The organism is Pantoea sp. ICBG 985 (assembly GCF_002928365.1).
Taxonomy (GTDB): domain Bacteria; phylum Pseudomonadota; class Gammaproteobacteria; order Enterobacterales; family Enterobacteriaceae; genus Pantoea; species Pantoea dispersa.
Genome location: NZ_POWM01000001.1, coordinates 472,705 through 496,407 on the forward strand (window position 1 = coordinate 472,705; position 23,703 = coordinate 496,407).

Annotated in this window: 24 protein-coding genes; 15 read left to right on the plus strand and 9 right to left on the minus strand. The window is 57.8% G+C overall.

All coding sequences use genetic code 11. The features are described 5' to 3' along the window. Window positions 1-183 precede the first annotated feature (183 nt). The 5 genes from C1Y42_RS02355 to gsiD all read left to right on the plus strand — a co-directional run bounded on the left by C1Y42_RS02355 (window position 184) and on the right by gsiD (window position 6,495). Window positions 184-1,143, plus strand: coding sequence for an isoaspartyl peptidase/L-asparaginase family protein (locus tag C1Y42_RS02355; RefSeq protein WP_104092747.1), 960 nt, complete (start codon window positions 184-186; stop codon window positions 1,141-1,143). Window positions 1,144-1,152: 9 nt separating this feature from the next. Continuing rightward, window positions 1,153-3,009 (plus strand): glutathione ABC transporter ATP-binding protein GsiA, encoded by a 1,857-nt coding sequence (gene gsiA / locus C1Y42_RS02360; protein WP_104092748.1) that lies wholly within the window; start codon window positions 1,153-1,155, stop codon window positions 3,007-3,009. A gap of 64 nt (window positions 3,010-3,073) precedes the next feature. Next, on the plus strand, window positions 3,074-4,609 hold the full coding sequence (gene gsiB / locus C1Y42_RS02365; RefSeq protein WP_104092749.1) for a glutathione ABC transporter substrate-binding protein GsiB: 1,536 nt from the start codon (window positions 3,074-3,076) through the stop codon (window positions 4,607-4,609). Window positions 4,610-4,658: 49 nt separating this feature from the next. Continuing rightward, window positions 4,659-5,579 carry a glutathione ABC transporter permease GsiC gene (gene gsiC / locus C1Y42_RS02370; protein ID WP_104092750.1) on the plus strand — a complete coding sequence of 307 codons (921 nt, stop codon included), beginning with the start codon at window positions 4,659-4,661 and terminating at the stop codon, window positions 5,577-5,579. Between the two features lie 10 nt (window positions 5,580-5,589). Next, window positions 5,590-6,495 (plus strand): glutathione ABC transporter permease GsiD, encoded by a 906-nt coding sequence (gene gsiD / locus C1Y42_RS02375; protein WP_058757796.1) that lies wholly within the window; start codon window positions 5,590-5,592, stop codon window positions 6,493-6,495. Window positions 6,496-6,622: 127 nt separating this feature from the next. On the opposite strand, the gene C1Y42_RS02380 is transcribed toward gsiD, so the two are convergent. After that, window positions 6,623-8,290 (minus strand): methyl-accepting chemotaxis protein, encoded by a 1,668-nt coding sequence (locus tag C1Y42_RS02380; protein ID WP_104092751.1) that lies wholly within the window; start codon window positions 8,288-8,290, stop codon window positions 6,623-6,625. A 116-nt stretch (window positions 8,291-8,406) separates the two neighbouring features. On the opposite strand from C1Y42_RS02380, the gene C1Y42_RS02385 reads away from it, so the two are divergent. Beyond that, a complete protein-coding gene (locus C1Y42_RS02385) occupies window positions 8,407-8,856 on the plus strand; it encodes a DUF4385 domain-containing protein (RefSeq protein ID WP_021508397.1) in 450 nt (149 codons plus the stop codon). On the opposite strand, the gene rimO is transcribed toward C1Y42_RS02385, so the two are convergent. The 3 genes from rimO to C1Y42_RS02400 all read right to left on the minus strand — a co-directional run bounded on the left by rimO (window position 8,853) and on the right by C1Y42_RS02400 (window position 11,004). Further along, on the minus strand, window positions 8,853-10,178 hold the full coding sequence (gene rimO / locus C1Y42_RS02390) for a 30S ribosomal protein S12 methylthiotransferase RimO (RefSeq protein WP_021508396.1): 1,326 nt from the start codon (window positions 10,176-10,178) through the stop codon (window positions 8,853-8,855). The two genes, C1Y42_RS02385 and rimO, sit on opposite strands and share 4 nt — an antisense overlap. 126 nt (window positions 10,179-10,304) lie before the next feature. Then, window positions 10,305-10,670: a helix-turn-helix domain-containing protein gene (locus C1Y42_RS02395; RefSeq protein WP_021508395.1), complete on the minus strand. Its 366-nt coding sequence runs from the start codon at window positions 10,668-10,670 to the stop codon at window positions 10,305-10,307. Between the two features lie 73 nt (window positions 10,671-10,743). Next, the gene (locus tag C1Y42_RS02400) at window positions 10,744-11,004 is read right to left on the minus strand and encodes a type II toxin-antitoxin system RelE/ParE family toxin (RefSeq protein ID WP_031279864.1); all 261 of its coding nucleotides are present in this window, start codon (window positions 11,002-11,004) and stop codon (window positions 10,744-10,746) included. A 296-nt stretch (window positions 11,005-11,300) separates the two neighbouring features. Between C1Y42_RS02400 and C1Y42_RS02405 the strand changes: the two genes are divergently transcribed. Both C1Y42_RS02405 and C1Y42_RS02410 read left to right on the plus strand, forming a co-directional pair. Further along, on the plus strand, window positions 11,301-11,936 hold the full coding sequence (locus C1Y42_RS02405) for a carbonic anhydrase (RefSeq protein ID WP_021508393.1): 636 nt from the start codon (window positions 11,301-11,303) through the stop codon (window positions 11,934-11,936). Window positions 11,937-12,049: 113 nt separating this feature from the next. Then, the gene (locus C1Y42_RS02410; protein ID WP_104092752.1) at window positions 12,050-13,183 is read left to right on the plus strand and encodes a PQQ-dependent sugar dehydrogenase; all 1,134 of its coding nucleotides are present in this window, start codon (window positions 12,050-12,052) and stop codon (window positions 13,181-13,183) included. Between the two features lies 1 nt (window position 13,184). Here C1Y42_RS02410 and C1Y42_RS02415 read toward each other — a convergent pair whose 3' ends face one another. Then, a complete protein-coding gene (locus C1Y42_RS02415; protein ID WP_021508391.1) occupies window positions 13,185-13,841 on the minus strand; it encodes an HAD family phosphatase in 657 nt (218 codons plus the stop codon). A gap of 274 nt (window positions 13,842-14,115) precedes the next feature. Between C1Y42_RS02415 and C1Y42_RS02420 the strand changes: the two genes are divergently transcribed. Further along, window positions 14,116-15,321 (plus strand): serine hydrolase, encoded by a 1,206-nt coding sequence (locus C1Y42_RS02420; protein WP_104092753.1) that lies wholly within the window; start codon window positions 14,116-14,118, stop codon window positions 15,319-15,321. A gap of 48 nt (window positions 15,322-15,369) precedes the next feature. On the opposite strand, the gene ybjG is transcribed toward C1Y42_RS02420, so the two are convergent. The 3 genes from ybjG to C1Y42_RS02435 form a co-directional block, all read right to left on the minus strand. Then, window positions 15,370-15,975 carry an undecaprenyl-diphosphate phosphatase gene (ybjG, locus tag C1Y42_RS02425; RefSeq protein ID WP_021508389.1) on the minus strand — a complete coding sequence of 202 codons (606 nt, stop codon included), beginning with the start codon at window positions 15,973-15,975 and terminating at the stop codon, window positions 15,370-15,372. Beyond that, complete coding sequence (locus C1Y42_RS02430) at window positions 15,962-16,717, minus strand: phosphatase PAP2 family protein (RefSeq protein ID WP_072209945.1); 756 nt, start codon at window positions 16,715-16,717, stop codon at window positions 15,962-15,964. Before C1Y42_RS02430 ends, ybjG begins: the two co-directional genes overlap by 14 nt. Before the next feature lie 201 nt (window positions 16,718-16,918). Next, window positions 16,919-18,607, minus strand: coding sequence for an aspartate:alanine antiporter (locus C1Y42_RS02435; RefSeq protein WP_021508387.1), 1,689 nt, complete (start codon window positions 18,605-18,607; stop codon window positions 16,919-16,921). A 260-nt stretch (window positions 18,608-18,867) separates the two neighbouring features. Between C1Y42_RS02435 and ybjM the strand changes: the two genes are divergently transcribed. Next, complete coding sequence (gene ybjM / locus C1Y42_RS02440) at window positions 18,868-19,239, plus strand: inner membrane protein YbjM (RefSeq protein WP_021508386.1); 372 nt, start codon at window positions 18,868-18,870, stop codon at window positions 19,237-19,239. Between the two features lie 33 nt (window positions 19,240-19,272). On the opposite strand, the gene C1Y42_RS02445 is transcribed toward ybjM, so the two are convergent. Continuing rightward, entirely contained in the window at window positions 19,273-19,536 is a 264-nt protein-coding gene (locus C1Y42_RS02445) for a GrxA family glutaredoxin (RefSeq protein ID WP_010618314.1), read from the minus strand. Window positions 19,537-19,744: 208 nt separating this feature from the next. On the opposite strand from C1Y42_RS02445, the gene C1Y42_RS02450 reads away from it, so the two are divergent. The 5 genes from C1Y42_RS02450 to potF all read left to right on the plus strand — a co-directional run bounded on the left by C1Y42_RS02450 (window position 19,745) and on the right by potF (window position 23,700). Continuing rightward, window positions 19,745-19,996, plus strand: a complete 252-nt coding sequence (locus tag C1Y42_RS02450; protein ID WP_104092754.1) for a DUF1418 family protein — start codon at window positions 19,745-19,747, stop codon at window positions 19,994-19,996. Window positions 19,997-20,008: 12 nt separating this feature from the next. Continuing rightward, window positions 20,009-20,731: an oxygen-insensitive NADPH nitroreductase gene (gene nfsA, locus C1Y42_RS02455; RefSeq protein ID WP_021508384.1), complete on the plus strand. Its 723-nt coding sequence runs from the start codon at window positions 20,009-20,011 to the stop codon at window positions 20,729-20,731. Window positions 20,732-20,748: 17 nt separating this feature from the next. Continuing rightward, window positions 20,749-21,651, plus strand: coding sequence for a 30S ribosomal protein S6--L-glutamate ligase (gene rimK, locus C1Y42_RS02460; RefSeq protein WP_021508383.1), 903 nt, complete (start codon window positions 20,749-20,751; stop codon window positions 21,649-21,651). Between the two features lie 87 nt (window positions 21,652-21,738). Continuing rightward, on the plus strand, window positions 21,739-22,218 hold the full coding sequence (locus C1Y42_RS02465) for a YbjN domain-containing protein (protein WP_021508382.1): 480 nt from the start codon (window positions 21,739-21,741) through the stop codon (window positions 22,216-22,218). A 372-nt stretch (window positions 22,219-22,590) separates the two neighbouring features. Continuing rightward, window positions 22,591-23,700, plus strand: coding sequence for a spermidine/putrescine ABC transporter substrate-binding protein PotF (potF, locus tag C1Y42_RS02470; RefSeq protein WP_021508381.1), 1,110 nt, complete (start codon window positions 22,591-22,593; stop codon window positions 23,698-23,700). Window positions 23,701-23,703 lie beyond the last annotated feature (3 nt).

Sequence of the window (23,703 nt, forward strand, 5' to 3'; positions counted from 1 at the left end):
GCTGGTGCGTTCTCTCCCTTAATTCACAAAAAAGCATAATCCACATTAAAAGGTTATGACCGCTGATACACTTTCTGCTTTACAAGCAGGGAGGGGCTTTCTATAGTCGAAAATTGCCAAAAAAAGATGAAAACCATTCTAAATCAGTGTTTTTGGCTCTGATTCCTTGACAGGGTAACGGTTATGGCTAAAGCAGTTATCGCAATTCACGGCGGCGCCGGCGCGATTACGCGTGCGGCAATGAGCGCCGAAAAAGAGCAGCACTATCGTCAGCAGCTGGCCGCGATTGTCAGCGCCGGCCAGCAGATTCTGGCCAGCGGCGGTAGCGCGCTGGATGCCGTGACCGAAGCGGTGCGGCTGCTGGAAGAGTGCCCGCTGTTCAATGCCGGCAGAGGGGCCGTGTTCACCCATCAGGGCACCCATGAACTGGATGCCAGCCTGATGGATGGCCGTACGCTGGATATCGGCGCCGTCGCTGGCGTCAGCCGTATCCGCAATCCGATTCTTGCCGCGCGTAAAGTGCTGGAAGCCAGTCCGCACGTGCTCTTTATTGGCAGCGGGGCGGAAGCCTTTGCCGCGCAACAGGGGCTGACGCCGGTCGAGCCCGATTTTTTCTCGACGCCAGAACGCTGGGAGCAGCTGCAGCGCGCGCTGGGCAGCGAACAAATGCTGCTGGATCATGATGGCGCGGCGCAGGGGTGCGATCCGCTGGACCCGGATCGCAAATTTGGCACAGTGGGTGCGGTGGCGCTCGATTTGCAGGGTAATCTGGCGGCCGCCACCTCCACCGGCGGCATGACCAACAAGCAGGCGGGCCGCGTCGGCGATTCACCGCTGGCGGGCGCCGGCTGCTATGCCAACAACGCCACCGTGGCGGTCTCCTGTACCGGTACCGGCGAAGTGTTTATTCGTACGCTGGCGGCTTACGATGTCTCAGCGCAGATGGAATATGGCGGTCGTTCGCTGCAACAGGCCACCGCCAGTGTAATTCATGACAAAGTGCAGGAGCTGGAGGGCAGCGGCGGGCTGATTGCCGTTGATGCCCACGGCAACGTGGCGCTGCCGTTTAACAGCGAAGGCATGTACCGCGGATTCGCTTATGTGGGCGGCGAGGTTGAGGTGGCGATTTACCGCGACAGCTAAGGAGCAGGCATGACGGATCTACAGCAGCAGTTTGCGCCGCAGCAGGTGCTGGCGGTACGCGATCTCTGCGTGCGCTTTGAGCATGAAGGGCGCGTGACGGACGCCGTGCGGCAGCTTTCACTCGATCTGCACCGCGGAGAAACGCTGGCGCTGGTGGGCGAATCGGGCTCGGGCAAATCGGTGACGTCGCTGGCGCTGATGCGCCTGATTGCGCAGGCCGGCGGCGCGGTCAGCGGTGAAATCCTGCTGCGGCGGCGTAACGGCGAGGTGCTGGATGTGATGCGGGCGTCCGCCAGCCAGATGCGCCGGGTGCGCGGTGCGGACATGGCGATGATCTTTCAGGAGCCGATGACGTCGCTCAACCCGGTGTTCACCGTCGGTGAACAGATCGCCGAATCCATTCGTTTGCATCAGGGGAAAAGTCACCAGCAGGCGCAGGCCGAAGCGCGACGCATGCTGGATCTGGTGCGCATTCCGGAAGCGCACAATGTGCTGTCGCGCTATCCGCATCAGCTCTCCGGCGGTATGCGCCAGCGCGTGATGATCGCTATGGCGCTGTCGTGCAAGCCAGCGCTGCTGATTGCCGATGAGCCGACCACCGCGCTGGACGTCACCATCCAGGCGCAGATTCTGCAGCTGATTCGCGTGCTGCAAAAAGAGATGCAGATGGGCGTCATCTTTATTACCCATGATATGGGCGTGGTGGCGGAGATGGCCGATCGCGTGCAGGTGATGTATCGCGGCGATGTGGTTGAGCGCGCGCCGGTGCAGCAGTTGTTCGATGCGCCGCAGCAGCCGTATACCCGCGCGCTGCTGGCGGCCGTGCCGAAACTCGGGGCGATGAGCGGCCAGCCGCTGCCGGCGAAGTTTCCGCTGCTGCATACCAACGGCCGCGAAGAGGCCAGCACGCCGCAGGATACCGTGCGTCACGATCGTCCGCCGATTTTACAGGTGCGCGATCTGGTTACGCGTTTTGATATTCGCGGCGGGCTGCTCAATCGGGTGAAGCGTCGCGTCCACGCGGTGGAAAAAGTCAGTTTCGATCTTTATGCAGGCGAAACCCTCGCGCTGGTGGGCGAGTCCGGCTGCGGTAAATCCACCACCGGACGTTCGCTGCTGCGGCTGGTCGCCAGCCAGGGCGGCAGCATCACTTTTGACGGCCAGCGCATTGATGCGCTGCAGGGCAGGGCGCTGGCCACGCTGCGCCGCGACATTCAGTTTATCTTTCAGGATCCGTATGCGTCGCTCGATCCGCGCCTTACCGTCGGCTTTTCGATTATGGAGCCGCTGCTGGTGCATCGCAGCATGGGGCGCGCGCAGGCAGAGAAACGCGTCGCCTGGCTGCTGGAACGCGTTGGTCTGCTACCCGAACACGCGCAGCGCTACCCGCACGAGTTTTCTGGCGGTCAGCGCCAGCGTATCTGCATCGCACGCGCGCTGGCGCTCAATCCTAAAGTGGTGATCGCCGACGAATCCGTCTCCGCGCTGGATGTGTCGATCCAGGCGCAGATCATCAATCTGATGCTGGATTTACAGCGTGAATTTGGCATCGCCTTCCTGTTTATTTCGCACGACATGGCGGTGGTGGAGCGCATCAGCCATCGCGTGGCGGTGATGTATCTCGGACAGATTGTGGAGATGGGACCGCGTCAGGCGGTATTCGAACAGCCGCGCCATCCTTATACCAAAAAACTGATGGCCGCGGTGCCGGTGGCCGATCCGGCGCATCGGCACCGCGAGCGGGCGCTGATGGTCGATGAGATCCCCAGCCCGATTCGCCCGCTGGGTGATGAGCCGGAAGTGGCACCGTTACTGGAAGTGGCGCCGGGCCATTTTGTCGCCCGCCATGCCATTAGCGGCGCCTGAGCAGCAACCAACCGCGCCCTCTGTGCAGGGCGCGCAAGACAGGGACTACAGGAGAACGATAACGATGCACCATATCATGCGAAAAGGGGTTATCACTGCCGGGTTGTTGAGTTCGGCGCTGGCGCTGCCCGCCTGGGCGGCCAAAGATGCGGTGATTGCCGTGGCGTCGACCTTCACCACGCTGGATCCGTACGACGCCAACGACACGCTGTCGCAGGCGGTGGCCAAATCTTTCTATCAGGGGCTGTTCGGCTTCGATAAAGACATGAAGCTGGTCAACGTACTGGCCGAAAGCTATCAGGCCAGCAGCGATGGGCTGACTTACACTATCAAACTGCGTCCGGGTGTGAAATTCCAGGATGGCACGGATTTCAATGCCGAAGCGGTGAAGGTCAACCTCGACCGCGCCAGTAATCCGGACAACCATCTCAAGCGCTATAACCTGTTTAAATATATCGCCACCACCGAAGTGGTCGATCCGTCCACGGTGAAAATTACCCTGAAGCAGCCGTTCTCAGCGTTTATCAACAATCTGGCACACCCGGCTGCGGTGATGATCTCGCCAACCGCGCTGAAAAAATATGGCAAGGACATCGGTTTCCATCCGATAGGCACCGGACCTTATACCTTTGACACCTGGAACCAGACCGACTTTGTCAAAGTGAAAAAGTGGTCGGGCTACTGGAAACCAGGCTATCCGAAACTCGACAGCATTACCTGGCGTCCGGTGGTGGATAACAACACCCGCGCGGCGATGCTGCAAACCGGCGAGGCCAGCTTTGCCTTCCCGGTGCCGTTAGAGCAGGCCAAACTGTTGCAGGGCAATAGCAAGCTGGATGTGGTGACCACACCATCGATCATGCAGCGTTACATCAGCCTCAACGTGACGCAAAAGCCGTTCGATAACCCGAAAGTGCGTGAAGCGCTGGAGTACGCCATCAATCGCCAGGCGCTGGCCAAAGTGGCCTTTGCCGGTTACGCCACGCCAGCCACCGGCATCGTGCCGCCGCGCATTGATTTTGCCCAGAGCTATCCGGCAATCAAATACGATCCGGCCAAAGCGCGCGAGTTGCTGAAGGAAGCGGGCTACCCGAACGGTTTCGAAACCACGCTGTGGTCATCGCATAACCACAGCACCGCGCAGAAAGTGCTGCAGTTTACCCAGCAGCAACTGGCGCAGGTGGGTGTGAAGGTGAAAGTCACGGCGATGGATGCCGGCCAGCGCGCGGCGGAAGTAGAGAGTAAAGGGCAGAAAGAGAGCGGGGTGCGCATGTTCTACACCGGCTGGTCAGCCTCCACCGGCGAAGCCGACTGGGCGCTGACGCCGCTGTTCGCTACCAGCTCGTGGCCACCGGCGATCTTCAACACCGCGTTCTACAGCAACCCGCAGGTGGATAAAGACCTGGCGGATGCGCTGAAGACCACCGATCGCGACCAGAAAGCCAGACTGTATAAAGACGCGCAGGACCGCATCTGGAACGATCACCCGTGGATTCCGCTGGTGGTGGAGCAGCTGCTGTCTGCGAACAATAAAAACCTGACCGGTTTTTACGTCATGCCCGATACCTCATTCAATTTTGATGAGGCGGATCTGAAGTAACAGACGCGGCCAGCCTTACGGGGCTGGCCGATGCTGCGCGGGATTTCGCATGCTCAACTATTTTCTTAAACGCCTGCTCGGGCTGATTCCCACGCTGCTGATTGTCGCAGTGCTGGTGTTCCTGTTCGTGCATCTGCTGCCGGGCGACCCGGCGCGCCTGATTGCCGGACCGGAAGCGGATGCCTCAGTGGTGGCGCTGGTGCGTCAGGAGCTGGGACTCGATCAGCCGCTGATTCAGCAGTTCTGGCACTTTATCCTCAATGCTTTGCAGGGTGATTTTGGTCAGTCGATGGTGTCAAAGCGGCCGGTCTCTGCCGAAATTGCCGCGCGCTTTTTTCCTACTCTGTGGCTGACGCTGAGCAGCATGGTATGGGCGGTACTGTTTGGCATGGCGATCGGCATCGTTTCGGCGGTATGGCGCAATCGCTGGCCGGACCGCATCGGCATGACGCTGGCGGTTTCCGGCATCTCCTTTCCGGCGTTTGCGCTGGGCATGCTGCTGATGCAGGTCTTTTCGGTCGAGCTCGGCTGGCTGCCGACGGTGGGCGCCGACAGCTGGCAGCACTACATTCTGCCGTCGATTACGCTCGGTGCCGCCGTGGCCGCGGTGATGGCGCGCTTTACCCGCGCTTCGTTCGTTGAGGTGATGCAGGAAGATTATATGCGCACCGCGCGTGCCAAAGGGGTGCGCGAATCGCTGGTGGTGGTCAAACACGGGCTGCGCAATGCCATGATTCCGGTGGTCACCATGATGGGGCTGCAGTTCGGCTTTCTGCTCGGCGGCTCGATTGTGGTGGAAGTGGTGTTTAACTGGCCCGGACTGGGCCGTCTGCTGGTGGATTCGGTGGAGATGCGCGATTACCCGGTGATTCAGGCCGAGGTGCTGCTGTTCTCGCTGGAGTTCATTATGATTAACCTGATCGTCGATATGCTTTACGCGGCGATCAACCCGGCTATTCGCTACAGGTAAGGAGTCGCAATTGAAGAACTGGCGACGCGAGGCGGCACTGAAATCCCTGCCGCTGATGACGGAAAACCGGGTTCGCACGCCGTGGCGTGAATTCTGGCGGCGCTTTCGCCGTCAGCATGTGGCGCTGCTGGCGGGCGCATTTGTACTGCTGCTGATTGTGGTGGCGTTTATCGCCCCGTGGATCGCCCCGTTTGATGCGGAAAACTATTTTGACTACGACCGGCTCAACGAAGGTCCGTCGTGGATGCATCTGTTTGGCGTCGATTCACTTGGACGCGATATCTTCAGTCGGGTGCTGGTCGGCACGCGCATTTCGCTGATCGCTGGCTTCTTCTCGGTGGCGATTGGCACGGTGATCGGCACCGTGCTGGGGCTGCTGGCGGGCTATTACGAAGGCTGGTGGGATCGCATCACCATGCGCATCTGCGATGTGTTGTTTGCGTTTCCCGGCATCCTGCTGGCGATCGCGGTGGTGGCGATCATGGGCAGCGGCATGAGCAATGTGATTGTGGCGGTGGCGATTTTCAGTATTCCGGCATTTGCCCGTCTGGTGCGTGGCAATACGCTGGTGCTGAAACATCAGACCTATATCGAGTCGGCGCGCAGTATTGGTGCCTCCGACTGGACCATTATCATGCGTCACATTTTGCCCGGTACGGTATCGTCGATTGTGGTCTATTTCACCATGCGTATCGGTACCTCGATCATCACCGCCGCCAGCCTGTCCTTTCTCGGCCTGGGCGCGCAGCCGCCGACGCCGGAGTGGGGCGCGATGCTCAACGAAGCGCGCGCCGATATGGTGATTGCGCCGCACGTGGCGATCTTCCCCAGCCTGGCGATTTTTCTCACCGTGCTGGCGTTCAATCTGCTGGGCGACGGCCTGCGCGATGCGCTGGACCCGAAACTGAAGAGCTGAGGGTGAACACCGCATTGCAGTTGTAGCGGCGCGATTCATCGCGCAATAAATTGCGCCGCTACGATAACTGCAATGCCTGGCGCATGACTCTTAATCAGGCCACTGATTTTATTAACACTTCAGCGCATCAAAACGTTTCCCAGTTATCGTTACCGTGGCTCACCGCCGCGGGCAGGGCGCGGGTCGGGGCGGGCACCACCGGTTTCACCATCCGCTCGGTTACCGCAGCGTGCGGGCGCGCGCCGGTGTTGAACCGTGCCACCGCCGATGACAATCGGCTGGCCTGCTGCTCCAGCGATGCCGAGGCGCTGGCCGATTCCTGCACCAGCGTGGCGTTCTGCTGCGTCACGCGATCCATCTCATTTACCGCCTGGCCAATCTGGTCGATACCGCGGCTTTGCTCATCGGAAGCCGAGGCAATCTCACCCATAATGTCGGTGACGCGCGTCACCGCGCTGACAATCTCCTGCATGGTATCGCCAGCGCTGCTGACCTGCTGCGAACCGAGGTCCACGCGTTGTACGGAGTTTTCAATCAGCAGTTTGATCTCTTTCGCCGCCTGCGCGCTGCGCTGGGCCAGGTTGCGCACTTCGCCCGCCACCACTGCAAAGCCGCGCCCCTGCTCACCGGCACGCGCCGCTTCTACCGCGGCGTTAAGCGCCAGAATGTTGGTCTGGAAAGCGATACCGTCGATGACGCTGGTAATGTCGGCGATTTTCTTCGAGCTGTCCGCAATGTCACGCATGGTTTTCACCACACCTTCCACCACGTTACCGCCTTTATCGGCGGTGTCCGACGCGGTTTTCGCCAGCTGCGTGGCCTGACGCGCGTTGTCAGCATTCTGCTTCACGGTCGCGGTCAGCTGTTCCATGCTGGCGGCGGTCTCTTCCAGTGAGGCAGCCTGCTGTTCGGTCCGCGCCGAGAGATCGTTATTACCGTTGGCGATGGCGCTGGCGCTGCCAAAAATGGCATCCGCGCTGTCGCGCACGTTATTAATGGTACCAAGCAGCGCCTGCTGCATATGGTTCAGGCTGGCGGCAATGGCCGCCATTTCACTGCGGCCTGCCACCTGCAGGCTGGCTGACAAATCGCCTTCGGCAAAGCGCTCGATCTGCTGCTGCACCTGCTGCATCGGTGCCAGCAGCACGCGGCGTACCAGCGTCCATACCGCCGCCACCATCAGCACCACCACCAGCGCGATGACGGCAATCATGATTAGCACCTGCTGATAGTTGCTGTCATTTTGCAGGCTGCGCTGATTGATCAGCTGCATGTTTTCATCGCGCCACTGCTGATAAGCCTGTTCCAGTTCATCCTGCGCCTGCTGCGCATCGAGATTGCCGTAGGCCGCGTAGTTATTGGCTTTCAGAAACACGGCGGACTGCTGCAGCAGCGCGGCAAACGCTTTGAATTTATTGTCGATCAGATCGGCGGTCGACGCACTCTGGCCGTCGATGCGCGGATAGCTTCTATACTGATTGAAGTGCTGCTGCGCCGCTTCCAGCGAGGCACCGGCTGCCAGCAGCAGCTTGTTGATCGCCGCCAGCGACTGCTCGTCGGTCTGATTTTTCAGAATACGGATCGCCACGCGGTTGATGGTGACGCGGGTTTTCACCAGCGTTTGCCAGCCGTCGCCCAGCTCGCGCTGCTGATGAGACAACTGATTGCTGGCGGTGAAATTATGTTGTCCCGCACGCAGCGAGGAGAAAAAGAGCGAGCCGGATATGGCCTGCATGGCTGTGAATACCACCAGAATAACCACAATGGCGGTCACAATTTTCATCTTGTTGAACATGTGAGCATCTCTTAGCAAATGAGCCGGTAGTTATGTTATCGGTGGAAAAAAGCATCACTAAAGTGCGGCAGCGAAATAATTCACCGCAGTAATGGTTACGGACAGGAGGCCAGGGGATGAAACCCTTCAATTACCAGCAGGATTTTAAACAGCTCGACTTCCGTCAGCATCCGGAGCTGTATCAGGTCGGGCGCGGCGAGCAGGGGGTGCTGATGGTGGAACCTTATAAGAGCGAAATTCTGCCGCACTGGCGCTTTCGCACCGTCGAGCTGGCGCAGCAGTCATCAGAAAAAATCATGCAGCTGTTCGAGGCGTATCGCGCGCAGGATGATTTTGTCGGTATGGATATGGCGCGCAAATTTATTCAGATGGGCTACACCCGCGCGCGCCGCTACAGCAATCATCAGGGCGGACGGAAATACGGTGCTGACGGCAAAGAGCTGCCGCGGACGGTAGAAAAAGAAAAGGCCGCTGCGGCGGCCGTATTCAAAGCGTGCTGGGACCGGCTGCGCGCCGATAACGATTATCTGGCGCGCAAAAAAGCGCACCAGCAAAAGTACGGTTAAACGCGCGTGCCCCACAGGTCGTATTCGTCGGCGTGTTCGACTTTGACCCGCACCACCTCGCCGACCTTCACCTGGCGATCGCCATTCAGATAGACCGCACCGTCGATTTCCGGGGCGTCGGCCATGCTGCGGCCGACCGCGCCTTCTTCATCCACTTCATCAATGATCACCAGAATCTCGCGACCGATTTTCTCCTGCAGACGCTCTGCGGAGATCTGCTGCTGCAACTGCATGAAGCGGTCAAAACGCGCCTGCTTGACGTCGTCCGGAACCTGATCCGGCAGCTGGTTAGCCGTGGCGCCTTCAACCGGGCTGTACTGGAAGCAGCCAACGCGATCGAGGCGCGCTTCACGCAGGAAGTCGAGCAGCATCTGGAAATCTTCTTCGGTTTCGCCCGGGAAACCCACGATGAAGGTGGAACGCAGCGTCAGCTCCGGACAGATTTCACGCCAGCGTTTGATGCGCTCCAGCGTGCGCTCAACCGCGCCCGGACGCTTCATCAGCTTCAGGATGCGCGGGCTGGCGTGCTGCAGTGGAATATCGAGGTAAGGCAGGATTTTGCCTTCGGCCATCAGCGGGATCACGTCATCCACGTGCGGATACGGATAAACGTAGTGCAGACGCACCCAGACGCCGAGTTTCGCCAGCTGCTCACACAGGCTGACCATGCTGGTTTTCACCGGCGAACCGTTCCAGAAACCGGTGCGATGTTTAACATCGACGCCGTACGCGGAGGTGTCCTGTGAGATCACCAGCAGCTCTTTTACGCCCGCTTCCACCAGACGTTTAGCTTCATCAAGTACCGCGCCAATCGGACGGCTGTCCAGATCGCCACGCATTGACGGGATGATGCAGAAAGTGCAGCGATGGTTACAGCCTTCGGAAATTTTCAGGTAAGCGTAGTGGCGCGGCGTCAGTTTCACGCCCTGTTCCGGCACCAGGCTGAGGAACGGGTTGTGCTCGGGTTTTGGCACGTAAGTGTGCACGTGCGACAGCACCTGCTCGTAGCTGTGCGGGCCGGTGATCTCCAGCACTTTCGGATGCACTTCGCGAATCTGATCCACTTTGGCGCCGAGGCAGCCGGTGACGATCACTTTGCCGTTTTCGTTCAGCGCTTCACCAATCGCTTCCAGTGATTCCTGTACGGCACTGTCAATAAATCCACAGGTGTTAACAATGACGATCTCCGCATCATCGTAGCGTGGCACCACGTCGTAGCCTTCTGTCCGCAGCTCCGTCAGGATGCGTTCAGAGTCAACGAGGTTTTTTGGGCAGCCGAGAGAGACGAAGCCTACACGCGGCGGATTTTTGACATGGCTCATAAGGATAAAAATTCATCATAATTAAGGTGGACAGGAGCGCGATTGTACAGAGGTTGACGGGGAAAATGTATAGGGAAGCGCTGTCGAAATCAGAGAAAAAGGCCACGCAAACGGTGGCCGGGGGAATTACAGCAATAATTGTTCCGGACGGCAGCTGTAGAGTCGGGCTAAGCGCTCGCGCGTTTTTTTCTGTGGTTTACTCTCTTTGCGTTCCAGTTGGGAAATTGCACTTTGCGTGGTCCCTAATTGTTCGGCAACATACTGCTGCGAGAGGTTACGGTAAACACGCCAGGCCGCCTGCAGACTGATATCCTGGCTGAGCATAATGCCAACCACGTCATGTGGCACGGTTTCATCATCATGTTCATCCGCTTCAATTGCGAGGGTTGTCCAGTTGCTTTCCGCATCTGAAAGCAGCTTTTCATACTCCGCGACAGGCAGAACCACGAATTGCGGTTCGCCTGCTTCATCATAAATATACTGTTTTGACATACGTTATCCGGGTAGCGTCAGGTCGCGGCCAATGTCATCAGGTGCATAGCTGCGGGGTTTCCCCCGCAGAGTATCAGTAAGTATGAGAGGTTCTGCGTGCAACTTCTACAATCTCAAGAACGACAGGCTCTCCCTCTATCAACGCAAAGATAACCCGATAATCGCCCACCCGCAGACGGTAACGATTATCACTCTGCTGCAGCTTCCTGATGTCCAGTGCGACGGCCGGAAAGGCGATCAGCTGGGATGTCTTTTCAAAGATGCTTTTTTGATAGCGTTTGTCGATCTTCATCAGGTGTTTCAGGGCACGTTTAGACCAGGATACTTCAACCACAATGCACCTCTTTTCACCTGCCATCCCTGCAAGGGATAATTAGAAAATAAAGAGTAAATCTAATATTGTCAATCTAATAATCTTATATATATGGGCAGGGCGTTTACCTGGCGCAACATTTTGTTTGGTGTACGCTTAGTGAGCATGGCGGACATCCGGGTTGTGCAAGCGGGTCGATTTTGCTTAAATATCGGGTTGGTAATTGTAAGTTATTATCGACATTACAGAATTTTAAAGCGCGCCAGCGGTGAGTTTCTCTCTGCCGGGGCTGAAGTGGATAATGTGAGAGCAGACAAATGCAAGAGATCGTCAAAGGTTTTCTGAATTTTCAACAGAATGTGTTTCCTGAAAGGAAGGATCTTTTCAAGAGTCTGGCGTCCAACCAGAATCCTAAAGCTTTATTCATCTCCTGTTCGGATAGCCGTCTGGTGCCAGAGCTGGTGACACAGTCGGAGCCGGGCCAGCTGTTTGTGATCCGTAACGCTGGTAACATCGTCCCGCCGTTTGGTCCGGAGCCGGGTGGCGTGTCAGCAACCATCGAGTACGCGGTGGTCGCGCTGGGCGTAACCGAAATTATCATTTGTGGCCACTCCAACTGCGGTGCGATGAACGCGATTGCGTCCAACGCCGATCTCGAGAGCATGCCGGCGGTTGATCACTGGCTGCACTACGCCAATGCGGCAAAAGCGGTGGTGGAAGAGCGCAACTACGAATCAGTTGAGAAACGCCTCAACGAAATGGTGAAAGAGAACGTGATTGCCCAGCTCAACAATATCAAAACGCATCCTTCCGTTTCGGTCGCGCTGCGCAAAGGCAAGCTGCGCCTGCACGGCTGGGTTTATGATATTGAAAGCGGCGGCATTATTGCGCTGACCAAAGGCGGTGAATCCTTCATTTCACTGTCAGAAAACCCGGAAACCTGCTTCGAATAATCCTGCCTGTTACAAGCCCGGCCACTGCGCCGGGCTTAATGTTTTGTAAATCCTGCACATCCTTTCTTACTGGCTGACTACCCTTAACGGCAGACTGTGAAAAGGAGAATCCCATGCGTTTATGGCGTGTTGCGCTGCTGGCTGGCGCGCTCAGCGGTTCCTTTACCGCGCTGGCGGCCGATGTCCAGGTGCAGGTGTTACAGGACAAGCTCGATCATCCGTGGTCAGTGGCGTTTCTGCCCGACCAGCAAACCCTGCTGATTACCGAACGTTCCGGACAGCTGCGCAGCTGGCAGCCGGGCCGGGGGCTATCGCAGCCGATTAGCGGCGTACCCAACGTGTGGGCCAACCGTCAGGGCGGTCTGCTGGATGTGGTGCTGGCGCCGGACTTCGCGCAAAGCCGTCGGGTGTGGCTCAGTTATACCACCGCCGATGACACCGGCCGTGCGGGCGGCGTAGTGGGTTACGGCACGCTCAGCGCAGATCTCCGTCAGCTGCAGGATTTTAAGGTGGTGCTGGAGCAAACGCCGAAACTCTCCGGCGGTGCCAACATCGGCACGCGGCTGGCGTTTGATCGCCAGGGCTATCTGTACATCGCGTTCGGCGATAACTTTGCCAGCCGCAGCGCGCAGCAGCTGGACAAACTGTCGGGCAAAATCGTCCGCCTGACGCAGGACGGCAAGGTGCCGGCGGATAATCCGTTTAACCATCGTCAGGGCGCACGCGCGGAAATCTGGTCTTACGGCGTGCGCAACCCGCAGGGGCTGGCGCTCAATCCGTGGACGCAGCAGATGTGGGAGAGTGAACACGGCCCGCGCGGCGGCGATGAGGTGAATCTGGCGGCGAAGGGCAAAAATTATGGCTGGCCGCTGGCGACATACGGCATTGATTACAGCGGGCAGAAAGTGCCGGAAGCGCAGGGCAGCGCCGTTGCCGGCACTGAGCAACCGCTGTTTTACTGGCAGCAATCGCCGGCCATCAGCGGCATGGCGTTTTACAATAGCGCGCGCTTTCCCCAGTGGAAAAACTCGCTGTTTATCGGTGCGCTGAAAGATAAAAGTCTGATCCGTCTGCGGGTTAACGGCGAGAAGGTTGAAGAGGCGCAGCGGCTGCTGGGTGACCGTGGCGAACGCATCCGCGATGTTCGCCAGGGGCCGGATGGTTATCTGTATGTGCTGACCGATGAGGCCAATGGCAAGCTGCTGAAAGTCGGGCTGGCGGAGGCCGCCAGCGCCGCGCGGGGTTAAATCAGCGCACCCAGTTACACACCTGCCAGCCGCGCTGCTGCGCTTCCTGCTGCAGCAGCGCATCCGGGTTAATCACCCATGCATGATCGGCATGCGACAGCAGCGGCAGATCGTTCATCGAATCGCTGTACGCCCAGGTGCGCTCAAAGCGTCGATCCTGCTGCAGCGCTCGCCAGTCGCTGAGTCGTGAAACTTTGCCTTCACGGTAAGTGGCGGTGCCGTAAATCTCACCGCTGTAGCGTTCATCGACCACTTCCACGCCAATCGCCAGCGCGCCGTGTACGCCCAGCCGTTCCGCAATCGGCACGGCGAGGTGATCGCCGCTGGCGGTAATAATCATTACCGTGTCGCCACGCTGCTGATGCCACTGAATGCGTTCGCGCGCGGCGGGAAAGACGCGCGGCAGGATATCGCGATGAATAAAGCGCCGCACCCAGCCTGCGACGGTGAGCGTCGCCATGCCGGTGAGCGGTGAGAGCGTGGTGCGCATGTACTCTTCAATCGACAGGCTGCCGGCGTGGTATTGCGCCATCAGCGCCTGCTCCTGACGAATGATCTCTTCCGGTGCAAACCCCTGCGAAACCAGCCAGCGCAGCCAGAGGCTGGTGCTGTCTTCACAAATCAGGGTTTCATCCAGATCGAAAACGGCTAAGTCCATCATGATTCTCCTCGGGCTGACTGGCATCAGGTTAGCGGAATTTTGTGACTGGCTTAACTGTTCTGCGAAAATTCGGAATTTCTCGCAATTTTTCCTCTGCCCTGACGCCCGCGCACTGGCAGCGCAGCGGCCTTGATGCCAGGGTTACTCTAACAAACTCTAAAAAACTTTACGGTTTGGCGGTTTTTTTCACCGGCGTGAACCGTTAGCGTTTGGTAAGACATGTCTTACCTGCACAAATCCGTGATTTTACAAGGACAATTGGGTCACGCTCATGAGAAAAACATCCCTGACTTCAGTCTGGCGGCCACTGGCGGCCACTTCATTATTGTTGCTTTTCGTCCCTGTCACCACTCAGGCCGAGCAGGCACCCGCGGCACCGCAGATTGAGGCAAAAGCCTGGATTCTGATGGACTACAGCAGCGGCAAAGTGCTGGCAGAGTCCAATGCCGACCAGCGTCTTGATCCCGCCAGTCTGACCAAAATGATGACCAGCTACGTGGTCGGCCAGGCGCTGAAATCCGGCAAAATCACCAGTAACGACATGGTGACCATCGGCCAGGATGCGTGGGCCACCGGCAATCCGAAACTGCGCGGGTCGTCGCTGATGTTCCTCAAGCCGGGCGATCGCATCCCGGTCTCGGAACTGAATAAGGGCGTGGTGATTCAGTCAGGGAATGATGCCTGTATCGCGCTGGCGGATTATGTCGCCGGCAGTCAGGATGCCTTTATTGGCCTGATGAACAATTACGTTAAAGCCTTTGGCCTGCAAAACACCCACTTCATGACGGTGCACGGTCTGGACGCCGAAGGCCAGTACAGCACCGCTCGTGATATGGCGATTATCGGCCAGCGCCTGATTGGTGATGTGCCGGAAGAGTATGCGCTGAACAGCGAAAAAGAATTTACCTTCAATAATATCAAACAGATGAACCGCAACCGCCTGCTGTGGAGCAGCAACCTCAAGGTTGACGGCATCAAAACCGGGCATACCTCGGGGGCGGGCAATAATCTGGTTGCTTCAGCGGTGGACGGCGATATGCGCCTGATTTCGGTGGTACTGGGCGCGCAGACCGATGCCATTCGCTTCCGCGAGAGTGAGAAGCTGCTGACGTGGGGCTTCCGTTTCTATGAAACCGTTACGCCGATTAAAGCCGATAAACCGTTTGCCCAGCAGCGCGTGTGGTTTGGCGAAAACAGCCAGGTCAACCTCGGCGTGGCGAAGGATGCGGCGATCACTATCCCGAAAGGGCAGATGAAAAATCTCAAGGCCAGCTTTACCCTCAACGCACCGCAGCTGGAAGCGCCGCTGAAAAAGAACCAGGTAGTGGGCACTATCGATTTCCAGCTGGATGGCAAAACCATTGAGCAGCGTCCGCTGGTGGCGATGGAGGATGTACCGGAAGCCGGCTTTGTTGGCCGCATCTGGGATTTCATTATGATGAAATTCAACGGCTGGTTTGGTAAGTGGTTCAGTTAATTTCAGGGCCGCGGGTCAGCCCGTGGCTAACCCGCCTGCCGGCTGAGTTTATCCGCGAACCCAGCCTTTTTTAATCGGCATCGCGAACAGGGCGCGGTAGAGTTGATGCGTCAGCGCCAGCATGCGCTGACCGTACAGCTGCCACGCCAGATGCGAAGCCAGACAGCCAAGCAACCCCACCAGAAAACCGCCCAGCATATCCAGCGGCCAGTGCACGCCGAGATACACGCGTGACCAGGCAATAGCGCTGCCAATCGCCAGCAAAACCACGCCGGACCACAGACGGTGCCAGAAAATAAACGCCAGCGCGAAGGTAAAAATCGTGGTGCCGTGATCGCTGGGATAGGAGTCATCAGCAGCGTGTGACAGGAACTGATGACCGAAGCCAATGGCGAACGGGCGCGGGTGTGGCAGCAGCTGGCCCACGCACCAGGAGATGCTCAGCGCATAAATCAGCGCCATGCCGGTTTTCAGCACCAGCGCGCGCTGCGACTGCAGCTGATCGCGCGGTCCCCACAGCCACAGGGCGACAATCAGCAACGGTACAATCGCAATCACATCTTTGGCGATAAAGGTCGCCAGGCTGAGCAGCCACGCGGGTGAATCCGGCGTGGCGTTAATCCATAAAAAGAGGGTGTGGTTAAGAGCTTCCATCACGTTTCCTCGTCCTCGTCTTGTTTACCCAAAAAGAAATTGCGGCAAAAATCAGCAGCTGGCTGAGCCACACCCACCAGCCCGCCCACAAATTGTGGGAGAAAAAGTGCGCACCACGCATCACCTGGCCATAGCCCATCAGCAGGCCACAGGCGATACCCACTGCCAGCGCCAGCAGCGCGCGGCGTGGACGCTCCGGCCACCACAAAAAAAACAGCGCCATCAGCGCAAAGCCGCTGGAAGCATGGCCGCCCGGAAAGCACTGGCCCGGGCCGCTGTTGGCCGGCACCGCCGCCAGCAGCGGAAAGCTCGCGGCATTGCCGCCGAACAGCGCCAGATCCCACGGACAGGAGTGCGCGCTGTGCGCCTTCAGCATGCCCACCACCAGCGGCCCCATACCAAACAGCAGGGCCACCAGCACACGCCGGGCGTCGCGCTGTTGCAGGCCGCGCAGTAACAGCAGCACCGCGCCAGCGATAATCACATCCTTCATCAGCCGATGGTTAATCAGATCCAGCCAGCGGTTGTGCTGCCACGGAAAACGCCGGGTGAGCGGATCAAACCAGCGCTGGCTGATGGCGATGTCGAGGCTTTCGTGGCGCGACCACCACAGAAACGCCAGCGCCAGAATTGCCAGCAAAATAAGGTTGATAGCGTAGAAGCGCGCGGACAGAGAATAAATAGCCGCGCTCCGAATCTCACTGCGGGTTGTTGGAGTGTTTAACTTTGATGAAAGTTGCATGAATATTTGCAAATAGCGAAACCAGAGTCACAGGGTGGCAAATCACGCTTAGGGAAACCTTAAGGGCGCGCGCGGCAGGCATAAAAAAACCCGCTAGCAGAAGGCTAACGGGCTCCTCAATTTGGGGATTTCAAAGAAAAGCAGTGGCACTTATTCAGACTGCATCGCGTCCGATTAGTTCTGACGCGTGTAAAAATATTTTTAAACAGGCAAAAGCGGCCAGATGATGACGATCAGCGTCCCCGCCAGCGTCAGCAAGACGTTGGCAATGGCGTAGGTGCCGGCATAGCCGAGCGCCGGAATGCTGCTGCGCGCGGTATCGCTGATGATCTCCATGGCCGGTGCGCAGGTGCGCGCGCCCATGATGGCACCAAACAGCAGCGCACGGTTCATGCGCAGCACGTAAGCGCCGAACAGATAGCAAATCACCACCGGCAACAGACTCACCAGCAGGCCGCTCAGCAGCATCAGCGCGCCCGCACTGCCGAGACCGTGCTGCAGCCCGCTGCCGGCGCTCAGGCCGACCCCGGCCATAAACACCATCAGGCCAAACTCTTTCACCATGGTCAGTGCGCCCTGCGGGATGTAGCCGAACGTCGGGTGGTTGGCGCGCAGGAAGCCGAGCATGATGCCGGCGAACAGCAGCCCGGCGGCGTTGCCCAGGCCAAAGCTGAAGTTGCTGAACTGGAAGGTGATCATGCCGATCATCAGGCCGATGATAAAGAAGGCGCAGAACGCCAGCAGATCGGTCATCTGGCTGTGAATAGCAATGAAGCCGATGCGATCGGCCAGGCTTTTCACCCGGCGCGCTTCGCCGCTCACCTGCAGCACATCGCCTTTGTTGAGCATAATGCTGTCGTCGATTGGCATCTCAATCTGGCTGCGAATTACCCGGTTAAGGAAGCAGCCGTGATCGGTCAGTTTTAAATGGCTCAGGCGTTTATTCACCGCATTGTGGTTTTTCACCACGATCTCTTCGGTGACGATGCGCATGTCGAGCAGATCGCGATCGAACACCTCTTTACCATTACGGAAACTGGCGTCGAGACGCGCATGGGCATCCGGATAGCCCACCAGGGAAATCTCGTCGCCTAGCTGCAGCACGGCATCACCGTCCGGGCTGGCGAGAATGCCGTTACGCCGCAGGCGCTCAATGTAGCAGCCGGTCTGACGGTGAATCCCCAGCTCGCGCAGGTTTTTGCCGCCGCTCCACTCAACCAGCTCCGGACCAACGCGGTAGGCGCGAATCACCGGCAGGAACACTTTACGCTGGCTGTCCGCATCCAGACCGCGCTCGCGCGCGATTTGCTGGGCGCAGGTCGGCAAATCCTGATGCTGCAGGCGCGGCAGGTAGCGTGCGCCGAAAATCAGGCTGACCAGCCCAATCAGATAGGTGAGGGCGTAACCCAGGCTGAGGTTATCCTGCATGCGACCCAGCAGCTGCGTGTCGCTGATGCTTTGCCGCAGCGTATCGCCTGCGCCCACCAGCACCGGCGTTGAGGTCATCGAGCCGGCCAGCATGCCGGCGGTGAGGCCGATATCCCAGCCAAACAGTTTGCCGAGCGTCAGCGCAATCAGCAGGGCGCTGACCACCATGACGATCGCCAGAAAGAAATAGTTCTTACCGTCGCGGAAAAAGATGGAGAAAAAGTTGGGACCGGCTTCCACCCCGACACAAAAAATAAACAGCATAAAGCCCAGACTTAAGGCGTCAGTATTTATCGCGAAGTGTTGCTGACCCAGAATCAGCGAAACCACCAGCACACCAATAGAATTACCGAGTTGTACGGAGCCAAGGCGTAATTTACCCAGGCACAGGCCGAGGGCTAATACGACAAATAATAACAGAACGTCATTTCCGCTTAACAATTCTGCGACGTTAATGTTCACGGTTTAACTTCTTATTTACCTGTAACGGGTTGATGGGAGGGGGTTTTTTCGCTATCTTGTGACGGCAGCGCACGGCCCGGTCACCGAATGTTCTTAATCTGTGACCCACATAAAGCGGCGCCATTCTAATCATAATTAACACCCTCAGCTATCAGCAGTTTTCATTCCTTCTGCCTTCAGCTGTTTCTTTTTATTTCCACGTAAGCGCATCAGGGCAGTTAAAAGTTTCAATATTGTTAACGTCAAAGTTGAGGAGAGGTATGTTGCAGCGCAATAATCGCTGGCCAGCATCGGTTCTGGGCGTGATGCTTTATACGCTGGTGTTTATTTTTGCACATCATTTTTGGTCCGCCGCCGCGACGCAGGCGGTGCGTGGGCAGCCGGAACTGCTGCTGTTTCTGCTGCCGGGCATCGTGATGGCGCTGCTGCAGCCGGACAGTCCGCTGATCGGCACACTGTGGATCGCGCTGGGCGGGACGCTGCTGGGCATGATGTGGGTGTGGCTGGTGATGCCGATGACGCACAGCTTGCTGCTGGTGACGGCGTGGAGCCTGAGTGCACTATTCTGGGCGGGGTGCGGTGCGCTGCTGGTGCGCCTGTTGCGCATTATGCTGGCGATGCGGACCAGCTGAGTGAAGCGAAGACGGGCCCGCAGGCCCGTCAGGTCAGGCTTCGATGCCGAGGTTTTCTTTGGTCCACGCAGCAAATTCGGTGTAACCACCGATGTGCTGGTCGTCGAGGAAGATCTGCGGCACGGTAGAAACCGGTTTGCCGGCACGCGCTTCCAGGTCGGCTTTGGTGATGCCGGTCGCCTGGATATCGACGTACTGATAATTAAAATCGTCGCGCTCGCTGGTTAACTTCGTGGCTAACTCTTTTGCTCGTACGCAGTAAGGGCAGCTGGAACGGCCAAAAATCACTGCAATCATTGCTTCTCTCCTTCCGCTGCTGTTTTGTGACTTGTCTCACATCACAGCGTGAATAATGCGTCACATCATGCCCGCCCATCCTGCTTAAGAAAAGCAGAAATTGCCTGTTACTCTAATGCGCGCTGTCTATACCCGGTCACAATGCCGTACTACAGTATTCGGGTATCACCTGCAGCAGAAACAGATGAACACTGAGGAGCTCTGAACCATGCGTAATCTGGCGACGTTGCCCAAACCCGTGCTACTGCTGGAAGCGCTGGGCGTGCTGGCAGTGATTGGCGCGCTGCTGCTGGTCAACGACTGGCTGGCGGCACCGGCATTCATGGCGAAAAAACAGCTGGCAACGCTGCTGTTTTTCCTCGGCATTGCGCTGATGTTGCCGGCAGCGTGGCTGATGATGTGGCGCACCGCAAAGGCGATGGCACCGCAGTTGTTCAATCACAACCACAAAAAGAAGTAACCGGAGAGGATTATGACGCCGACTATTGATTTGCTTTGCAGCCACCGTTCCATTCGCGCCTTTACTGAGCAGGGGATTGATGACGCCCAGCGCAGCGCGATTATCGCTGCGGCGCAGGCGGCCTCGACCTCCAGTTTTTTACAGTGTTCCTCCATTGTCCGTATCACCGACCGCGCCCTGCGCGAGCAGCTGGTGCAGCTTACCGGCGGCCAGCCGTGGGTCAGCGCCGCAGCGGAGTTTTGGGTGTTCTGCGCCGACTTCAACCGCCACCAGCAAATCTGCCCTGAGGCTCAGCTGGGCCGTGCCGAACAGCTGCTGCTGGGTTGTGTCGATACCGCGCTGATGGCGCAGAACGCCATGGTGGCCGCGGAATCGCTCGGTTTAGGCGGCGTGTTTATTGGCGGCATTCGCAACAGCATCGCGCAGGTGACGGAGCTGCTGGGGCTGCCGAAGTTTGTGCTGCCGCTGTTTGGCTTCTGCATCGGCCATCCCGACGCGTCACCGGACGTCAAGCCGCGCATGCCGCAGGCGATGCTGGTGCATGAAAACCGCTACCAGCCGCTGGATAAAGCAGTGCTGGCGCAATATGACCAGCAAATCACTGCTTACTATCAGCAGCGCGACAGCAATCAGCGCTCGGAAAACTGGAGTGAACTGATTCAGCGTTTGATCATTAAAGAAACGCGACCGTTCATGCTGGACTACCTGCATCAGCAGGGCTGGGCAACGCGCTAAGCACAGGGACCGCTGCAATGAAGATGGCCATTCTCACCCGTGACGGCGCGCTCTACTCCTGTAAACGCCTGCGTGAAGCCGCGGAAGCGCGTGGCCATCAGGTGCAGATGATCGATCCGCTCTCCTGCTACATGAACATCAACTCCGACTCGCCGGCGGTGCACTATCGCGGTGAGGCGCTCGGCCATTTCGACGCGGTGATCCCGCGCATCGGCACCGCCACCACCTTTTACGGTACGGCGGTGCTGCGTCAGTTCGAGATGCTCGGCAGCTATCCGCTCAACGAGTCAGTGGCTATTACCCGCGCACGCGACAAGCTGCGCTCGCTGCAGCTGCTGGCGCGCGAAGGCATCGACATGCCGGTTACCGGCTTTGCCTCGTCGCCGGATGATACGCAGGATGTGATCGCCATGGTCGGCGGCGCGCCGCTGGTGGTGAAACTGGTGGAGGGGACGCAGGGGATCGGCGTGGTGCTGGCGGAAACCCGCCAGGCGGCAGAGAGCGTGATCGATGCGTTTCGCGGTCTCAATGCGCATATTCTGGTGCAGGAGTTCATCAAAGAGGCGCGCGGGCGCGACATCCGCTGCCTGGTGATTGGTGACGAAGTGGTGGCGGCGATTGAGCGGGAAGCGAAAGAGGGCGATTTCCGCTCTAATTTGCACCGCGGCGGCAGCGCCCGCGCCGTCACCATTACCGATCAGGAGCGCGAGATCGCGGTCAAAGCGGCCACGACACTGGGGTTAGCCGTGGCGGGCGTGGATATTCTGCGCGCCAACCGGGGTCCGCTGGTGATGGAGGTCAATGCCTCTCCGGGGCTGGAGGGCATCGAAGGCAGCACCGGTTTAGACATTGCCGCCATGATGATCCGCTGGATTGAGCAGCACGCCTGTCCCGGTTATCGTCCGAAAACCGGGGGCTGAACCGCGCTTTTGCGCGGTTTTCGTGGCATCTGCAGCCATTTTTCCGTAAGCTAAGGCGCTTATTTATTCACCCCACAGGATACAACGATGGATTCACTGGTCGTTCCTGACATCGACATGCTGCGTCGCTGGCTGGATCAACAAAATATCACCTGGTTCGAATGCGACGCCTGCCAGGCTTTGCATCTGCCGCATATGCAGAATTTTGACGGGGTGTTTGACGCGAAAATCGACCTGGTGGATAACGTTATCCTCTTCTCGGCGCTGGCAGAAGTAAAGCCCACCGCGCTGATCCCGCTGGTTGGTGAACTGTCACAAATCAATGCCAGTTCGCTCACGGTGAAAGCCTTTATCGATATACAGGATGACAACCTGCCGAAGCTGATCGTCTGCCAGTCAATCAGCGTAAGCGCCGGCATCACCTTTGGTCAGTTCACCCACTTCATGAAGCAGAGCGAAGAGGGGATTTCGATGGTGATCATGGAAGCGTTCGCCAATCATCTGCTGATGATGGGCGAAGACGAGGAGCGTCCGCCGAGCGTGAGCAGCCACAGCATGCTGCACTGATTTTTCCCCTCCTGCTAACTGCCGCTTTTTGCGGCAGTTTTCATTTCAGGCCCACCACTTTTTATTCTGCATTTTGCCCTTTATTGCCAGATATTAGTCGTGCTTTATGCCGCTAGTGCCAGAGTGCATAGCAGAAACATGCATAACTTATCGCAAAAAGGCGTTTTTTAAGCTGGGATCTGGCACGCAGGAATCAGGGGGGCTATTCTTGCGGGGCTGTCTGATACGTGCAACTACGGCGCAGCTATAGGTTTTTGCTATTAAACTCCCGCTGAATATTGATTCATTGTGTGGCTGTAATTTAACAGACAACGCAACGACCGGATCGCGTGTATGCAGCGTTGTGATGACCCGCTCAGGAGGAAGAAAAACATGATCAACCAGTCAAAAAAATGGTTGCCAGGTGTGGTTGCAGGTGTGCTGATGGCTGCGGCCGTGGGCGCTCAGGCAGAGGATAAAACGCTGCACGTTTATAACTGGTCCGATTATATTTCGGCCGACACCGTGCCCAATTTTGAAAAGCAGACCGGCATCAAAGTGGTCTACGACGTGTTTGACTCCAACGAAGTGCTGGAAGGCAAACTGATGGCCGGCAGCACCGGTTATGACGTGGTGGTACCGTCGTCGAGCTTCCTCGCGCGTCAGCTGCAGTCTGGTGTGTTCCAGGAGCTGGATAAGAGCAAGCTGCCTAACTATAAAAACCTCGATCCCGATCTGATGGCGAAAGTGGCCCAGCACGATCCGGGTAACAAATACGCCATTCCTTACCTGTGGGGCACCACCGGTATTGGCTATAACATCGATAAAGTCAAAGCGGCACTGGGCGCCGATGCGCCGGTGAACAGCTGGGATCTGGTGCTGAAGCCGGAAAACCTGGAAAAACTGAAGAGCTGCGGCGTTTCGTTCCTCGATGCGCCAGAAGAGATTTTTGCCACCGTGCTGAACTACCTCGGCAAAGATCCAAACAGCTCTGACGCGAAAGATTACACCGGCGCGGCGACCGATCTGCTGCTGAAGCTGCGGCCGAATATCCGCTACTTCCACTCTTCGCAGTACATCAATGACCTCGCCAACGGCAACATCTGCGTCGCCATCGGCTGGTCTGGCGATATTCTGCAGGCGAAAGATCGCGCGGTGAAAGCCAACAACGGTGTCCATCTCGGTTACAGCGTACCGAAAGAGGGCGCGCTGGCGTTCTTCGACATGATGGCCATTCCAAAAGACGCGAAAAACCTGGATGCGGCTTATCAGTGGCTGAACTACATCATGGATCCGAAAGTGATTGCCGACGTCTCCAACAAGATGAACTACGCCAACGGCAACAAAGCGTCGCTGCCGCTGATCAATGCGGATGTGCGCAACAATCCGGGTATCTTCCCGACGCCGGAAGCGATGGCCAAACTGTTTGTGCTCAAGGTCCAGGATCCGAAACTGGATCGTGCGCGTACCCGTGCATGGACTAAAGTAAAAAGTGGTAAGTAATTC

Coding starts and splice junctions, on each gene's coding strand:
- C1Y42_RS02450 (WP_104092754.1), top strand. CDS start 19,745: ATGCGTAATCTGGCGACGTTGCCCAAACCCGTGCTACTGCTGGAAGCG.
- C1Y42_RS02395 (WP_021508395.1), bottom strand. CDS start 10,670: ATGTCAAAACAGTATATTTATGATGAAGCAGGCGAACCGCAATTCGTG.
- C1Y42_RS02380 (WP_104092751.1), bottom strand. CDS start 8,290: ATGTTCAACAAGATGAAAATTGTGACCGCCATTGTGGTTATTCTGGTG.
- rimK (WP_021508383.1), top strand. CDS start 20,749: ATGAAGATGGCCATTCTCACCCGTGACGGCGCGCTCTACTCCTGTAAA.
- rimO (WP_021508396.1), bottom strand. CDS start 10,178: ATGAGCCATGTCAAAAATCCGCCGCGTGTAGGCTTCGTCTCTCTCGGC.
- C1Y42_RS02420 (WP_104092753.1), top strand. CDS start 14,116: ATGAGAAAAACATCCCTGACTTCAGTCTGGCGGCCACTGGCGGCCACT.
- C1Y42_RS02410 (WP_104092752.1), top strand. CDS start 12,050: ATGCGTTTATGGCGTGTTGCGCTGCTGGCTGGCGCGCTCAGCGGTTCC.
- C1Y42_RS02355 (WP_104092747.1), top strand. CDS start 184: ATGGCTAAAGCAGTTATCGCAATTCACGGCGGCGCCGGCGCGATTACG.
- nfsA (WP_021508384.1), top strand. CDS start 20,009: ATGACGCCGACTATTGATTTGCTTTGCAGCCACCGTTCCATTCGCGCC.
- potF (WP_021508381.1), top strand. CDS start 22,591: ATGATCAACCAGTCAAAAAAATGGTTGCCAGGTGTGGTTGCAGGTGTG.
- ybjG (WP_021508389.1), bottom strand. CDS start 15,975: ATGGAAGCTCTTAACCACACCCTCTTTTTATGGATTAACGCCACGCCG.
- C1Y42_RS02405 (WP_021508393.1), top strand. CDS start 11,301: ATGCAAGAGATCGTCAAAGGTTTTCTGAATTTTCAACAGAATGTGTTT.
- gsiB (WP_104092749.1), top strand. CDS start 3,074: ATGCACCATATCATGCGAAAAGGGGTTATCACTGCCGGGTTGTTGAGT.
- gsiA (WP_104092748.1), top strand. CDS start 1,153: ATGACGGATCTACAGCAGCAGTTTGCGCCGCAGCAGGTGCTGGCGGTA.
- C1Y42_RS02415 (WP_021508391.1), bottom strand. CDS start 13,841: ATGGACTTAGCCGTTTTCGATCTGGATGAAACCCTGATTTGTGAAGAC.
- C1Y42_RS02465 (WP_021508382.1), top strand. CDS start 21,739: ATGGATTCACTGGTCGTTCCTGACATCGACATGCTGCGTCGCTGGCTG.
- C1Y42_RS02445 (WP_010618314.1), bottom strand. CDS start 19,536: ATGATTGCAGTGATTTTTGGCCGTTCCAGCTGCCCTTACTGCGTACGA.
- C1Y42_RS02385 (WP_021508397.1), top strand. CDS start 8,407: ATGAAACCCTTCAATTACCAGCAGGATTTTAAACAGCTCGACTTCCGT.
- gsiC (WP_104092750.1), top strand. CDS start 4,659: ATGCTCAACTATTTTCTTAAACGCCTGCTCGGGCTGATTCCCACGCTG.
- C1Y42_RS02430 (WP_072209945.1), bottom strand. CDS start 16,717: ATGCAACTTTCATCAAAGTTAAACACTCCAACAACCCGCAGTGAGATT.
- ybjM (WP_021508386.1), top strand. CDS start 18,868: ATGTTGCAGCGCAATAATCGCTGGCCAGCATCGGTTCTGGGCGTGATG.